This is a genomic window from Solihabitans fulvus, assembly GCF_008386585.1.
GTDB lineage: Bacteria > Actinomycetota > Actinomycetes > Mycobacteriales > Pseudonocardiaceae > Solihabitans > Solihabitans fulvus.
The window spans coordinates 34,002-48,137 of sequence record NZ_VUOB01000011.1 but is presented as its reverse complement, the minus strand read 5'-3'; the positions used below and the strand labels follow the sequence as shown (position 1 = coordinate 48,137).

The 14,136-nt window shown below is 71.5% G+C and carries 13 protein-coding genes; 6 read left to right on the top strand and 7 right to left on the bottom strand.

Going from position 1 to position 14,136, the window contains the following annotated elements; all coding sequences use genetic code 11:
• Positions 1-169: 169 nt before the first annotated feature.
• Positions 170-1,789 carry an alpha/beta fold hydrolase gene (locus F0L68_RS07865; protein ID WP_223198583.1) on the bottom strand — a complete coding sequence of 540 codons (1,620 nt, stop codon included), beginning with the start codon at positions 1,787-1,789 and terminating at the stop codon, positions 170-172.
• A 156-nt stretch (positions 1,790-1,945) separates the two neighbouring features.
• Positions 1,946-2,572: a GNAT family N-acetyltransferase gene (locus F0L68_RS07860; RefSeq protein ID WP_149848809.1), complete on the bottom strand. Its 627-nt coding sequence runs from the start codon at positions 2,570-2,572 to the stop codon at positions 1,946-1,948.
• 89 nt (positions 2,573-2,661) lie between these two features.
• On the opposite strand from F0L68_RS07860, the gene F0L68_RS07855 reads away from it, so the two are divergent.
• On the top strand, positions 2,662-3,876 hold the full coding sequence (locus F0L68_RS07855) for a PucR family transcriptional regulator (RefSeq protein ID WP_149848808.1): 1,215 nt from the start codon (positions 2,662-2,664) through the stop codon (positions 3,874-3,876).
• Here F0L68_RS07855 and F0L68_RS07850 read toward each other — a convergent pair.
• Complete coding sequence (locus F0L68_RS07850) at positions 3,781-5,076, bottom strand: tetratricopeptide repeat protein (RefSeq protein WP_149848807.1); 1,296 nt, start codon at positions 5,074-5,076, stop codon at positions 3,781-3,783. The genes F0L68_RS07855 and F0L68_RS07850 overlap by 96 nt on opposite strands.
• Before the next feature lie 472 nt (positions 5,077-5,548).
• Here F0L68_RS07850 and F0L68_RS07845 point away from each other — a divergent pair, with 472 nt between their 5' ends.
• The 4 genes from F0L68_RS07845 to F0L68_RS07830 all read left to right on the top strand — a co-directional run bounded on the left by F0L68_RS07845 (position 5,549) and on the right by F0L68_RS07830 (position 9,057).
• Complete coding sequence (locus F0L68_RS07845; protein WP_149848806.1) at positions 5,549-6,526, top strand: ACP S-malonyltransferase; 978 nt, start codon at positions 5,549-5,551, stop codon at positions 6,524-6,526.
• Entirely contained in the window at positions 6,523-7,509 is a 987-nt protein-coding gene (locus F0L68_RS07840) for a beta-ketoacyl-ACP synthase III (protein WP_149848805.1), read from the top strand. The genes F0L68_RS07845 and F0L68_RS07840 overlap by 4 nt, the downstream gene beginning before the upstream one ends.
• 76 nt (positions 7,510-7,585) lie before the next feature.
• The gene (locus F0L68_RS07835) at positions 7,586-7,828 is read left to right on the top strand and encodes an acyl carrier protein (RefSeq protein WP_149848804.1); all 243 of its coding nucleotides are present in this window, start codon (positions 7,586-7,588) and stop codon (positions 7,826-7,828) included.
• Entirely contained in the window at positions 7,825-9,057 is a 1,233-nt protein-coding gene (locus tag F0L68_RS07830) for a beta-ketoacyl-[acyl-carrier-protein] synthase family protein (protein ID WP_149848803.1), read from the top strand. The genes F0L68_RS07835 and F0L68_RS07830 overlap by 4 nt, the downstream gene beginning before the upstream one ends.
• Positions 9,058-9,115: 58 nt before the next feature.
• On the opposite strand, the gene F0L68_RS07825 is transcribed toward F0L68_RS07830, so the two are convergent.
• Together F0L68_RS07825 and F0L68_RS07820 are read right to left on the bottom strand one after the other, a co-directional pair.
• Entirely contained in the window at positions 9,116-9,715 is a 600-nt protein-coding gene (locus F0L68_RS07825) for a hypothetical protein (RefSeq protein WP_149848802.1), read from the bottom strand.
• Between the two features lie 158 nt (positions 9,716-9,873).
• Entirely contained in the window at positions 9,874-10,377 is a 504-nt protein-coding gene (locus F0L68_RS07820; protein WP_149848801.1) for a DUF3145 domain-containing protein, read from the bottom strand.
• Positions 10,378-10,673: 296 nt separating this feature from the next.
• Here F0L68_RS07820 and F0L68_RS07815 point away from each other — a divergent pair, with 296 nt between their 5' ends.
• Positions 10,674-11,954, top strand: a complete 1,281-nt coding sequence (locus F0L68_RS07815) for a hypothetical protein (protein WP_223198591.1) — start codon at positions 10,674-10,676, stop codon at positions 11,952-11,954.
• Between the two features lie 3 nt (positions 11,955-11,957).
• Here the strand turns inward: F0L68_RS07815 and F0L68_RS07810 are convergent, their stop codons facing one another.
• On the bottom strand, positions 11,958-13,376 hold the full coding sequence (locus tag F0L68_RS07810) for a dihydrolipoyl dehydrogenase family protein (RefSeq protein ID WP_149848799.1): 1,419 nt from the start codon (positions 13,374-13,376) through the stop codon (positions 11,958-11,960).
• Positions 13,377-13,456: 80 nt separating this feature from the next.
• A complete protein-coding gene (locus tag F0L68_RS07805) occupies positions 13,457-14,122 on the bottom strand; it encodes a TetR/AcrR family transcriptional regulator (protein WP_223198582.1) in 666 nt (221 codons plus the stop codon).
• Between the last annotated feature and the right edge of the window lie 14 nt (positions 14,123-14,136).

Here is a 14,136-nt window from a genome sequence, read left to right as displayed (position 1 = left end):
TGAGGGCCGGCAACCTGAAAGCCATGGCACGAAAGGGTGATGTGCGTGGCGTTTTTCCCGCCGACCGTCCAGAGTGGAGGGACCGGTGGGGACCGGGGAGACGGGGCCGCCCGGCGCACTGCGCCGGGCGGCCCCGCGTTTTTGGCTGTCTCGTGCGTGCGTGCCCGCCCTAGAACGGCCGCGTGGCCAGCCCGCTGTTGTCGATGAACGCGCGCACCGACTGTTCGAGGGTCGCCCCTGCGGACGGCTGCACCGGGCTCGCCGGCGCGGGGTCGGCGGCCACGTTCGGCCTCGGGTCGCCCTTGCAGGAGGAGCTGCTCGCCGGCAGCACGCCGTCCAGCAGGTAGTGGTTCACCTGGGCGTTGACGCAGTCGTTGTGGCCGCCGTACTGGCCGTGCGTGCCGTCGTCGGCGACGCTGATCAGGTTGTCCCGCAACCGGGTGGACATCGCGGGCCCGCTGTCGTACTGGGTCTGCGCGTCGCCCTCCGCCTGGATCACCAGCCCGACCGGGTAGCCGTCCCGCTTGATCTTCACCAGCGGCTCCGGCGGCGTGAAGCTGCGGAACGCGCACGTGGTCGGGGCGGCCCGCACCACGCCGTAGCCGTAGGGGTAGCGGTCCCGGAAGACGCGCATCTCCTCGTAGTAGACGCCGAGATCGGTCGGCCAGTCCGCCTCACAGGTGACGGTGTCGAACACGCCGGAGTGCAGGTTCGCCAGGCCCAGCCCGGCAAGCAGCGTGCCGGCGCGGGCCGCGTCGTCGACCTCGGCCCTGCTGACCGGCGCCGGGGTCGGGTTCGCGGCGGGCGGGGCGGCCCCGTCGCGCAGCTTGCCGACGATCAGCGCCAGGTCCGACCACAGTGGACGGTAGCGGGCGCCGACGCCCATCGCGCCGTCGAAGCTGGTCCTGGTGTAGTCGCCGACCGGCTTGACGAACAGCGCCGAGGACACCTTCTCCACTCCTGCCAGCACCTCGCCGGCGGACGAGCCGAGCTTGAACGTGCCGTTGCGCTCGGCGACCCAGGCCGACCAGGCTTCGACGTCCTTGCGGTACGCGATCGCCTGGGCCTTGAACTGCTCGCGCCACACCCATTCCGGGTGCACCGAGGAGTCCAGCACGCTGCGGTCGAGGTTCTGCGGGAACAGGCTGCCGTACACGGCGCCGAGGTAGGTGCCGTAGGAGTAGCCGAGATAGTTGATCTTGGGTTCGCCCAGCACACCACGGATCACGTCCAGGTCCCGCGCGGTGTTCGGCGTGTTGACGAACGGGCGGATGCCGCCGGCCGCGCGGTTGCAGCCCTCCTCGGCCTGGCGCGCCTCGGCGACCCACTGCGGAAAGTCCGCGTCGGGCGGGCGGGAGTCCTCGGTGGCCAGCGCCGGCCGCGTCTCGCAGTTGAGCGCGGTCGACTTGCCGACGCCCCTCGGATCGAAGCCGACGAGGTCGTAGACCTTGCCGAGCTCGGTCTTGGCGGCGAGGTACTTGGGCATCACCAGCCCGGAGCCGCCGGGGCCGCCGGGGTTGCTCAGCAGCACGCCACGCCGGTGCTCCTGATCGCTGGCCTTCTTGCGGCTGACCGTGACCGCGATCTGCTCGGCGCCGGGATTCGCGTAGTCCAACGGAACCACGAGGGTGGCGCAGTCCAGCTCGGCGAGGTCCCCCTCGCACGCCGACCACGCGGGTTGCTGGCCGTAGAACTGGGCGAGCGCCGGATCCGGCGCGGCCGAGGCGGCCGGCCCGGCCGTCACCGCGACACCGAGCAACGTGGCGACACCGATACCTGCCGTCGCCACGCGTCGCCATCCCCCGACTGACGGAGACGTACGCAAGGTCAACCTCCCTGCTGCGGTCGAGAATCAATCCGACTTGCCGTCCCAGGGAACGTACGGCCGCAGCACACAGCGCGTCAGTCACACGTTGCGGTGACAGGCACGGTCCGGTGTGGACAGTCAGCCTTCCGTGCACTCTTTCGGGTCAGGCCAACCATCCACGTCCGGCAGCGAATGCCGCTCCACCCACTCCTCGCGCAACACACCGAGCACAACCGAGTCGTGCACTCCCCCGGCCCACCGCCGGGCACGCCGGAACCGACCCTCCTCCACAAAGCCGAGCTTGCGGCCGGTCGCGATCATGCCCGGGTTGCCGGAGAAAGTGGCGTAGTCCAGCCGCAGCGCGTCCGTGCTGGCGAACAGGTAGCCGGTCCACAGCCGCAGCGCCTCGGTGCCGTAGCCGCGCCCCCAGCAGGTCTCGTCGTAGATCAGCACGCCGAGGCGGCGCCAGTCGGTCTCCTGCGACTCCCAGTACCAGCTGACCTCGCCGACCAGCCGCCCCGTCGCCGTTTCCATCACGGCCAGCCTGCGCCGAGGTGTCTCCCGCTCGATCGCGGGCAGCGCGGCCAGCTCGCCGGTGCGCCGAACCTGCTCGGCGGCCTCCGCCTCCGTCATCCGGCCGAAGTACGGACCGTTGGTGTCGTGCCACGGCCGAGTCGGATCCAGCAGATCCGGCAAATCAGACAGAAGTGCCGAATTCCAGTCCCGCAGGCAGACGGGGTCCCCGTCGATTCGCACCAGGTTCACAGCGGACCAGCGTGCCTGCTGTCGTTCGCCGACGCGAGGCAGTTCACCTGCGCGTCCCCGTTCCGGACGGCGCGTGCGATTCTGGCCGCATGACTGGCGGGATGACTGGCGACGGGCAGGAGACCTGGCAGGGGCTGTCCTCGATGACCCTGCGCAACCTGGAGCGCGCCTCGGGCGAGCTCGCCACGGCCACCATCGCGGCGATGGAGCAGCGGCTGCCGTGGTTCCGCCGGATGCCCGCCGACCAGCGGGCCAGCGTGCTGCTGGTGATCCAGAGCGGGGTGGCCGGCTTCGCGTCGTGGCTCCGCGATCCCAAACAGGTGATCCGGCTCACCGCCGAGGCGTTCCGCGCCGCGCCGAAGGACATCTCGCGGTGGGTGAGCCTGCGACAGACCGTCGAACTGGTCCGGATCGCCCTCGACGTGTTCGAACAGCAGCTGCCTGGCCTCGCCGCGAGCGAATCGGAGCGGGGACCGCTGACCGAGGCGGTGCTGCGCTACGGGCGGGAGATCGCGTTCGCGGCGGCCACCTCCTACGCGGCGGCGGCCGAGGCGCGCGGCGCGTGGGACGCGAGGTTGGAGGCGCTGGTCGTCGATGGGATCGTCCGTGGCGACGCCGAGGAGTCGCTGCTGTCGAGGGCCGCCGCGCTCGGCTGGGACCCGGCGGCCGAGGCGACCGTGCTGGTCGGCAATCCCCCGTCGGACGACCCCCCGCAGGTGATCTACGAGGTGCGCGCCCGCGCGGCCAGGATGAGCCGCCCGGTGCTGCTTGGTGTGCAGGGCTCCCGCCTGGTGGTGGTGCTGGCCGGCCCGACCGCCGAGAGCGGCCAGGGCAAGGACGTCCTCCTGAGGATGGCCGACGCGTTCGGCGCGGGCCCAGTGGTCGCCGGCCCGACCGTGACGAGCCTGGCCGAGGCGCACCGCAGCGCGGGCGACGCCCTGTCCGGCCTCCGAGCCGTGGTCGGCTGGCCAACCGCCCCCAGACCCGTTCGTTCCCTGGACCTGCTCCCCGAGCGGGCGCTGGCCGGCGACCCCGAGGCCGAGTGGCAACTCGTGGACCGGGTGGCGAGGCCGCTGGAGGAGGCAAGCGGAGCACTGCTGGAGACCGTCGACACCTACCTTGAGGTCGGTGGCGTCCTGGAAAGCTGCGCCCGCAAGCTGTTCGTCCACCCCAACACGGTCCGCTACCGCCTCCGCAGGGTGGCCGAACTAACCGGCCGCAACGCCAACGACCCAAGGGACGCCCTGGTGCTGAGGGTGGCGCTGTCGGTCGGCCGCCTGGCCCGAGCACGCGGCCTGTGGTGACACGTCCACCAGGTAGTCGAACACGTCAAAACCAGCCTTGACCGCCCCGTCGAGGAGCGCGGTCGTTGCCCTGCGCGGACGCGTCGCCCACTCCCACGCCTGCTCGACCGACTCCGGCCGGAGGCGCGCACCGCCGCGCCGCGCGAGGTAGTCCTCGACGAGCTCATCCAGCAACCGCGCGGGAAGCGGCGGCTGAAGGCCGGCCCGGCGGCAGTCGACCGCAGCGGCAACCAGCGCCGCACCTCTGGGATGCGTGCCAGGCTCCCAGCCGTTGCGCCAATCCGTCAGCAACTCCGGACCGGCCGCCAGATACTCCGCCAGTCCGTAGTCACCGCTGTGCTCCAGGGCATCGGCGATGCGTGGATCCCAGGCGCGATCCTGCGCACGGTCCCGCTCGGGCGAGGAAAATCTCCGCTCCACCCGAATCCCCTCGCCCGCCAATTCCAGCACGGCGCGGGCCTCTCGGAAGTTCTGCCGTGACTGGTCATCGCCCGCCGCTTCCTCCGTAAAACGCGACAGCTCCGCCGAGCGAATGGTCGCGACCACCACCGGATGCCCCTGCCCGGACAGGACCTTCGCCACCATGTCCCGAGTCAGGCCATCCGCGCCGAGATAGTGCTCCAGGTCGTTCAGCCACAGGACGCAGTTCGTCGCACGGACCGCCCGGTCCACCGCCGCCGCAACGGCTTGACGATTCTTCGGGGCGATCGCGACATGGTCGGGAACGGTGGCCATCACGGCCTCGTACGCCGTGCGCGTCTTGCCTGCGGTCGAATCGCCCACCAACAACACAAAACCGCCGCGTGCGATCAGGCCGTGCAGCTCCTCATCGACGTCGCGCGGGACGTAGGCCGGCAGGACCGAACCGTTCTCCGCATCAGCCAGCCGGTTCGCGGGATGCACGCCCAGCCATCTCGGGTCGCTGATCTGTCTGACCGTCGGCAACCTGCCTCGGCCGATCACCAGGCACCCGTCCAACACCGACAGATCGCGCTCGTCTCGACGCGTGACCATCCGGCCGTACCGATCCAGCCACACCTTGGCGAACACCGCCGCCACGGCCGCGACCACCCCGGCCCCGACCAACCACCACGGGTTCGCAACCCCAGCGGCCTTCAGCCCGGCCGGCACCGCGACCACAGCAGCCGCGGCCACCGCCGCGAACACCACCCAGCCTCGCCGTTCGACCCGCACCACCACTGCCCCGCAATCCCCGGCACCCGGCAGATCCACCGTGCACGGCAGTGTTCCAAGTCCATCCCCGCATAGACCGTCGGCCGCACAACCATCACCCGAACGCACCCGCGCCCACCCCGCCGAACTGCAACTCGGCAGCTCTGTCCGGTCTCCAACGACGACGCAGCGACCCGGCAGCTCTACCCATCTCCCAAGCCCCGCCCCAACCGCAACACCCACCAGGCGATGTGGGTGTGACAGGTGGATGTGACAGACAGCACCCTCCATCTCCACCAACCACACCCCATGGGATGACACGAAGAGGTAGAAGCTCCCTACGACTACCGAGAGATGTCTACCCAGGTCAGCTGCGTATACGACTGATCACCTCTCAGTCACCTCATAGCCATCTTTGTAGACACCCGACAAATCCTGCGCCCGGACTTGGTCGTCGCCAGCATCACTTTTCGCCCCCGTGACCGTGTTCAGTTAACGGGTGATCGCGCTTCTTGCTCCCGGCCAGGGCTCGCAGAGCCCCGGCATGCTCGCGCCCTGGCTCGAACTGGACGGCGCTCGCGACCGGATCGAGGGCTGGTCGGCGGCCACCGGCCTCGATCTCGTCCGCCTCGGCACCACGGCCGACGCTGAGGAGATCAAGGACACCGCGATCACCCAGCCGCTGATCGTCGCGCAGACGCTGCTCGCCTACGAGCACCTGAGCAACGGCAACGGCAACGGCAACGGCAACACAGTCGCCCTGCCGGCCGACGCCCCGGTAGCCGGCCACTCGGTCGGCGAACTCGCCGCCGCCGCCATCGCCGGTGTGCTCAGCGCGGACGACGCCGTCGCCCTCGCCGCCGTCCGCGGCGCTGCGATGGCCGCCGCGTGCGCGCTCGAACCGACCGGGATGGCCGCCGTGATGGGCGGCGACCCCGACGAGGTCGCCGCGCGTCTCGCCTCCTTCGACCTGGTCCCCGCGAACCGCAACGGCGCCGGCCAGATCGTCGCCGCCGGCTCGCTCGCCGCGCTGGACGCGTTCGTCGCCGAGCCCGGCCCCGGCATCAAGGTCATCCGACTGAAGGTCGCGGGCGCCTTCCACACCCACTACATGGCCTCCGCCGAGGACGCGCTGCGCGAGCGCGCCAAGGACATCACGGCCAAGGACCCGAACCGTCCGCTGCTGTCCAACGCCGACGGCGCCGTGGTCACCAGCGGCGCGGAGATGCTGCTCCGCCTGATCGCCCAGGTCACGCTGCCGGTCAGGTGGGACCTGTGCATGGCCACGCTCGGCTCCGCCGGCATCAGTGGGACCATCGAGCTGCCGCCTGGCGGCACGCTGAGCGGGCTGGTCAAGCGCGAGCTCAAGGGCACCGCGACGCTGCCGCTGAAGACCCCGGACAGCCTGGCCAAGGTGGCCGACCTGCTCACCGAGCCGGTCGCTGCCGGGCAGGTTCCTGACAGGAGTGCGAATTGACCAACCAGCGCCCAACGCTGCGGCAGTTCTCCGGTGCCGCCGGCACCCGACTGCTCGGGTTCGGCAGCGCCCAGGGCAACCGCGTTGTGACCAACGACGACCTGTCGGAACTGGTCGAGACGAACGACGAGTGGATCCGGCAGCGGGTCGGCATCATCGAGCGTCGGCTCGCCGACAAGGACCAGACGCTGGTCGACATGGCCGTCGAGGCCGGGGCCAAGGCCGTCGCCAACGCCGGGGTGTCCACCTCCGACGTGGACACGGTGATCGTCGCCACCTGCACGATGCCGGGCAACATCCCCAACGCGGCCGCGCAGACCGCCGACCGCATCGGCATCAAGTCGCCTGCCGCGTTCGACCTCAACGCCGCGTGCGCCGGGTTCCCCTACTCGCTGATGGTGGCCTCGGACATGATCCGGGGCGGCTCGGCGCAGCGGGTCCTGGTGATCGGCGCCGAGCGGTTCACCGACTGGCTGGACTGGACCGACCGCGCGAACTGCATCATCTTCGGCGACGGGGCGGGCGCGGCCGTGGTCGGGCCTGCCGAGGAGCCGGGCATCGGCCCGGTGGCCTGGGGCAGCGCCGGCGACCTCGTCGACCTGATCTACCTGCGCGACGGCCGCTACATCTACCAGGAGGGCAAGTCCGTCTTCCGGTGGGCCACCACGCAGATCGCCCCGATCGCCGAGCGCGCGGTCGAGCTCGCCGGCCTCCAGCTGTCCGACATCGACGTGCTCGTGCCGCACCAGGCCAACCTGCGGATCGTCGAGTCGATCGCCAAGAAGCTCAAGCAGCGGGGCGCGCGGGACGACCTGCGGGTCGCCGACGACATCGTGCACTCGGGCAACACGTCGTCGGCCTCGATCCCGATCGCTCTCGACCACATGAACTCGGCGGGCCGGATCTCCAGTGGCGACGTGATGCTGCTGGTCGGCTTCGGCGCAGGACTGTCCTATGCGGCGCAGGTCGTGATCTGCCCGTAAGGCACCGTAGGACGTACTTCCGGCGGGCTACCTGCCCAGTCCGGTATCAGCGAAAAGTAGCAGGAAGGAACCGTCAGTGAGCAGCATCGAGGAAATCCAGAAGGGGCTTGCCGAGATCGTCGAAGAGGTCGCCGGTGTGGCCGCGGACGACGTCTCGGTCGACAAGTCCTTTGTGGACGACCTGGACATCGACTCGCTGTCGATGGTGGAGATCGCCGTGCAGGCCGAGGACAAGTTCGGCGTGAAGATCCCCGACGACGAGCTGGCCAACCTCAAGACCGTTGGCGATGCGGTGAACTACATCGCTAGCAACGCATGACCACTAACGATGTTGTCGTCACCGGGCTGGGTGCCACCACCCCGCTCGGTGGGGACGTCGAGTCCACCTGGGAGGGGCTGCTCGCTGGTCGCAGCGGCATCGCCCCCCTCGAGTTCGACTGGGTGGAGAAGTTCGAGCTGCCGGCGAAGATCGCCGCGCAGCTCGCCGTCGAGCCGACCGAGACGCTGCCCCGCGTCGAGGCGAGGCGGCTGGACCGCTGCGAGCAGGTGGCGATGGTTGCCGCCCGCCAGGCGTGGGCCGACTCGGGGCACAGCGAGGACACGGTCGACCTGGAGCGGCTCGGTGTCGTGATCGGCACCGGCATCGGTGGCGCGATCACCCTGCTGCACCAGGACGATCTGCTGGAGACGGCGGGGCTGCGCAAGGTCTCGCCGCTGACCGTGCCGATGCTGATGCCCAACGGGCCGGCCGCGCACGTCGGCCTCGACCTCAAGGCCAGGGCCGGGGTGCACGCCCCGGTGTCGGCCTGCGCGTCGGGCGCCGAGGCGCTGGCCTGGGCGTGGCGGATGCTGCGGTCCGGCGAGGCCGACGTCGTGGTCGCCGGTGGCGCCGAGGCGTGCATCACGGCGATCCCGGTCGCCGGGTTCTGCCAGGCGCGCACGATGAGCACCCGCAACGACGACCCGACCAGGGCCTCCCGCCCGTTCGACATCGGTCGGGACGGCTTCGTGCTCGGTGAGGGCGCCGGGATCATGGTGCTGGAGCGGGCGGACTTCGCGGCCGCGCGCGGGGCGAAGGTGTACGGCCGGCTCGCCGGCATTGGCACCAGCTCCGACGGCTACCACATCACGGCGGCCGACCCGGAGGGCATCGGCCAGTCGCGGGCGATCGCGGCGGCGCTGCGCAACGCCGGCGTCGACCCGATCGACATCGGCCACGTGAACTGCCACGCCACGTCGACCCCGGTGGGCGACGTGATCGAGCCGCAGGCCGTGCGACGGGCCATCGGTGATCACCCGGTGCTCACCGCCCCCAAGGGCAATCTCGGGCACCTGCTCGGCGCGGCCGGCGCGGTCGAGGCCATCGCGACGGTGCTGTCCATCCGCGACAGCGTCATCCCGGCAACGCTGAACCTGGAGAACCTCGACCCGAAGGTTCAGCTCGACGTGGTGTCCGGTGAGCCACGCAAGATGCACCTGACCGCCGCGGTGAACAACTCGTTCGGCTTCGGCGGGCACAACGTGTCCCTCGTCTTCACCTCGGCCTGACCTCGAGTCAGGCCGGGGTGAAGGCCCCCATCCGCCAATCGGCTGGGCGGTGGCGCGGTCAGCAGCCCTCGTAAGACGGGACCTTGGACTCCACGCCCGGATCGAACTTGAGCACGCCGCGCTCGAAGACCATCGGATAGACCACCCGCCACCTGAGGCACGGCAAGGGCATCTCGGCGGGCGCCTTCTCGGGTTTCTGGGTGCTCACGAAACTCAGCAGCACGTGCAGGTTCGAGTCGCCGGTGGTCTCGATGCGCTGCACCAGGATCGTGCCGTCCCTGGTCGTTTCGTAGCCGGACTGCCACGCCTCCTCGGCGATCGGGACCGAGCGCCGGGCGCTGACCACCGCGAGCCATGCGGCGTACTGGCGGCTGTTGATCGCGTCGAACATGCGCTGCAACATCGCGCGGACCTGCTCACCGTCGGGATGCGCCGCCGCGTCGATGGACAGCTTCACGGCGCCGTCGCCCGGCTGTTCGGACCGCGGCACGCTCTGCTGCACACTCGGCTGCACGGCGACCGGCCGCGGCGTCTGGTCCTGCGGCCGGTGGTAGTACTCGCGGGCCAGCAGCCCGCCGGCGACCGAGGTCGCGACCACGAGCGCGACGACCGGCCACAGCCAGCGCGCGCTCGCCCTTGACGCCTGAGCGGGTGACACCTCCGGAGCGTGCCACAACCCCGCGCTCCATGGTCACGCGGGACGGAACTCGCCCCACGCGACACCGCAGACCTCCCGTCAGCCCACGCGATGCAGACAGTGCCCATCGGACAGAGTCAGCCCGCGCGACACCGCACTCGGGCCGTACTCAGCGCCCGTCAGCCCACGCGATGCAGCCAGGTCACCGGCGCGCCGTCACCTGCCCTCCGGAACGGCTCGAGCGCGTCGTCCCACGCCGCGCCGAGCAGTTCGTCCACGCTGTGCGCGAAGGACTCCCCTCCCCTGCTGCGTGCGGCGAGCGCGCGGAGCTGGTCCTCGGAGACGACGATGTCCCCGTTCGCGCTCGTGCGGGCATGCCACAGGCCGAGGACAGGGGCGAAGCAGAATCGCTCGCCGTCCACGCCGCTGCTCGGTTCCTCGGTGACCTCGAATCGAATCATCGGCCAAGCCCGCAACGCGGACGCGAGCCGACCGCCGGTGCCGGCGTCGCCGGTCCAGACGCATTCGGCCCGCAACTGGCCTGGTGCTGCGGGCTGTGCCGTCCAACGGAGGTCTGCCCGGTCCCCGAGGGTGCCCGAGATCGCCCACTCGACGTGCGGACAGACCGCAGACGGCGACGAGTGGACGTAGACCACGCCACTGGTGCTGCCACGGTTGCTCACTACTGACCTCCGCTACTCGACGAGGGACGTCTTCCCCTACGACCTCATCAGCAGACGATCAAGAGCGACCACCCGTTGCGTCATTCTGCCCTGGGTTCCGCTCCGTCCGCCATATGAACCAGGTTGAACAGCGAAACGGATCACCCGTCCGTGTCCGATCAACCCGGATAACCGGGCCCTTGGGGCAGTGACCAACGCCTGTCCGTGCCGGCTACCGGCCCGCGCGGCGCTACGGTGTGAATCCGGCGGCGCCGATCGGGCGGCGGTCGCGAGGAGGTGTCGGTGCGTTGCGTCTGGTGCGGCTTGGTGAACAGCCCTCCGTGGTGGGTGTCGATGTCCGCGCGGCCCTGAGCACCTGGGGCGTCGGAAAGGCGGTCCTTGGCGGCGTCGCGCTGCTCGGGGTCCAGCCGCCCGGCTGCCCGCGGCCGCTCGACGCGGTGATCGTGCTGCCGCGGGGCGTGCTCGTCGTGGTCGGCGTCGACCTGCCCGACCCGGCGATGCGACTGGAGGCCCCGCTCACCGGAGGGTGGGCGATCGACGGCTGGCCGCTGGTGCGCACCGACGGCGCGGTCAACCCGGCCACCGAGGCGCTCGCGGCCGCCACCACGGTGGCCAACCGGTTGCAGGCCATGCGGGCCGAGCCGCTGCCGGTGAGCACGGTGATCGCCGTCGGCCCCTACGTCGGCAAGGTCGTCCAGCCCACCGTCGACCTGAACCGGGGCGTGCGGGTGCTGCACCCCGAGCCGACCACGCTGCTGGCCGCCGCGCGCGAGCTGGCCACCTGCGAACGGCCGTGCACCGTCGACCAGGCCAGCAGGCTGCTGGGCGTGGTCATGTCCGAGGGCTCCCCGCCGGACACCGGGCAGCTGCTCGCCGAGGGCTTCCCCGACGCGGTCACCACCGATCTGGCCAGCGCGAGCACCATGCTGATCCCCAGGATCGGGGGCAAGGACGGCGCCGAGCGCGGCGCGGAACGGAAGCCGAGGCGACCGTTGCCGCCGCTGCCGCACTGGGCGCCGTACGCGGCGGCCGGCGTGTTCGGGCTGCTGGTGCTGCTCGGCATCATCGTGGCGGCGACCTCGGGCGACACGCCGAGCGCCGCGCCGCCGACCACCTCGGCGCGGCCGACGACCGTCGCGATGGCCGGCCTGACCTTCGCGCCGGAGGGCGCGGCGAAGGACACCGACTGCGCAGGCCACTCCTTCGGCGACGCGCGGACGTGGCTGACCCAGCACGGCTGCACCGGCCTGCAACGGGCCCAGTACGAGACGAGCGTGAACGGCCGCAAGGTCGCGGTCAGCGTCGCGGAGATCACCGTCGCCGACGCGGCGGCCGGGGCGCAGCTCCGCGCGGTGCTGGACACCCCGGGCGCTGGCGGCGTCAACGACCTGGTTCGGGAGGGCAGGACGTGGCCGGGCGGCCCGGCCAACTTCGACCGGGCCGCCTACGCGAGTTCCGTCCAGGACAACCGGATCCGGGTGGCGCAGGCCGTGTGGGCCGACGGGCAGTCGACCGCGACCGACCCCGCGCTGCTGAACCTCGCCAAGCAGGCGCAGCAGCTGCCGCTCACCCAGTAGCGCTCACAGGCCGTAGGCCTCCAGGAGCCGCAGCCACACCTCGCTGATCGTCGGGTAGGCCGGCACGGCGTGCCAGAGCCGGTCGATCGGCACCTCGCCGACGATCGCGATGGTGGCCGCGTGCAGCAGCTCGGCGACGTCAGGGCCGACGAAGGTCAGCCCGACCAGCACGCGCCGCCCCTCGTCGACGACCATGGACGCCTTGCCGGTGTAGCCGTCGGCGTGCAGCGACGAGCCCGCCACCGCGATGTCGATCTCGACGACCCTGACGTCGAGCCCGGCCTGCCGCGCCTGCTCGGCGGTGCGGCCGACGAAGGCCACCTCGGGGTCGGTGAACACGACCTGCGGCACGGCGGTGTGGTCGGCGGTCGAGGCGAGGCCGCTCCACGGCTCGGGGTCGCCGGTGAGCGAGCCGGCCGCCCGCGCCGCGATGGCGTCGCCGACCGCCCGCGCCGCGTACTTGCCCTGGTGGGTGAGCGGGGCGCGCCCGGTGACGTCGCCTGCCGCGTACAGCCAGCCACCGTCCACACCGGACACGACGCCGGAGTCGTCCACGGTCAGCGCCCTGCCCGGCTCCAGCCCGAACAGCTCGACGCCGAGGTCCTCGGTGGCCGGGCGGCGGCCGGTGGCGACGAGCAGCTGGTCGGCGACGATTCGCTTTCCGTCGGCCAGCACCAGTTCCACGCCGTCCTCGACGGCCGACACCCGTTCCGTGGTCGCGCCGAGCAGCAGCTCGACGCCGTCCGCGCGCAGCCCGTCGGCGACCAGGTCGCCGACGAAGTCCTCGAACCGCGCCAGCGGCCGGTCCTGGGACACCACGAGGGTCACCTGCGAACCGAGCCTGGCCCACGCCTGCGCCAGCTCGACGCCGACGACGCCGCCGCCGAGCACGGCGAGCCTGCCTGGCACCTCGTGCGCCGAGGTCGCCTCGCGCGAGCCCCAGGTCGGGGTCTCCGCGAGCCCGGGGATGGGCGGCTGCACCGGCACGCTGCCGGTGCACACGACGACGGCGTGCGCCGCGGTGAGGGTCCGCACGGAGCCGTCGGCCGCGCGCACGGTGACCTCGCGCGGGCCGGAGAGCCTGCCGTGGCCCCGGATCACGGCGATGCCGGCGCCCTCGGCCCAGCCGACCTGGCCAGCGTCGTCCCAGTGCGAGGTGAACTCGTCGCGCCTGGCCAGCACGGCGGCGGCGTCGAGCTGCTCGCCGACCGGCACGCCGGGCAGCCTGCGGGCGGCGGCCATGGCGTGGCCGGGTCGCAGCAGCGCCTTGCTCGGCATGCAGGCCCAGTAGGAGCACTCGCCGCCGACCCGTTCGGCCTCGACCAGCGCTGCGGTCAGGCCGCCGCGCACGGCACGGGCGGCGGCGTTCTCGCCGACTGGGCCGGCGCCGATCACGATCACGTCAAAGCTGTCGGTGGTCACCACGCCACCACACACCCTGTGTGGCCACTGGGCAAATCCGTCGGCCCGTGCGGCGGGCGGGACCAGCGAACCGTAAGAAGTCAGTCGGCCCGCTGCTCCGCGTCGAACACCTCGCCGAGCAACTGCATCACCACGCCGTGCGCGGCGAGCAGCACGTGCTCGCGCCGCTCCTGCGGCACCCGCTCGGCCAGTTTGAGCAGCGCGTCCGCCGCCTCGACCGACATCCGGAAGGCGAGCGACACGGTGTCGGCGCTCGGCTCTCCCGGCTCGCAGAACCTGGCCGCGAACAGCTCGCCGAGCCGGGCGGCCATGAACACGTACTGGTCGGCCTCCGGGTCGAGGCGGCGGTTGTCGATCACGTCGCTGAACCGCACCCGGCCGAACCCGGGCACCTCGTCCAGCATCCGCAGGTACACGCCGAACACCTGGTTCACCGCGCCGCGCCAGTCCAGCGCGACGTCGTCGGTGCCGAAGAGGCGTTCCACCTCGGCCACGTACTGCTGCATGCCGCGCAGGGTCAGCGCGTGCACGACCGACCGCTTGTCCGGGAAGTACTGGTAGAACGAGCCGATCGGCACGCCGGCGCGTTCGGCGATCCGCGCGGTGGTCAGCTCGTCGTAGTCGTGGTCGGTGAGCAGCTTGGCGCAGGCATCCAGGATCGCGGCTACGGTGGCGGCTCCGCGCGGCTGCACGGGCTGCCGGCGCATCACGCTGGCCAGCCGCCTACTGGTCGAATCCTCGGTCACGGACACATCTTCCG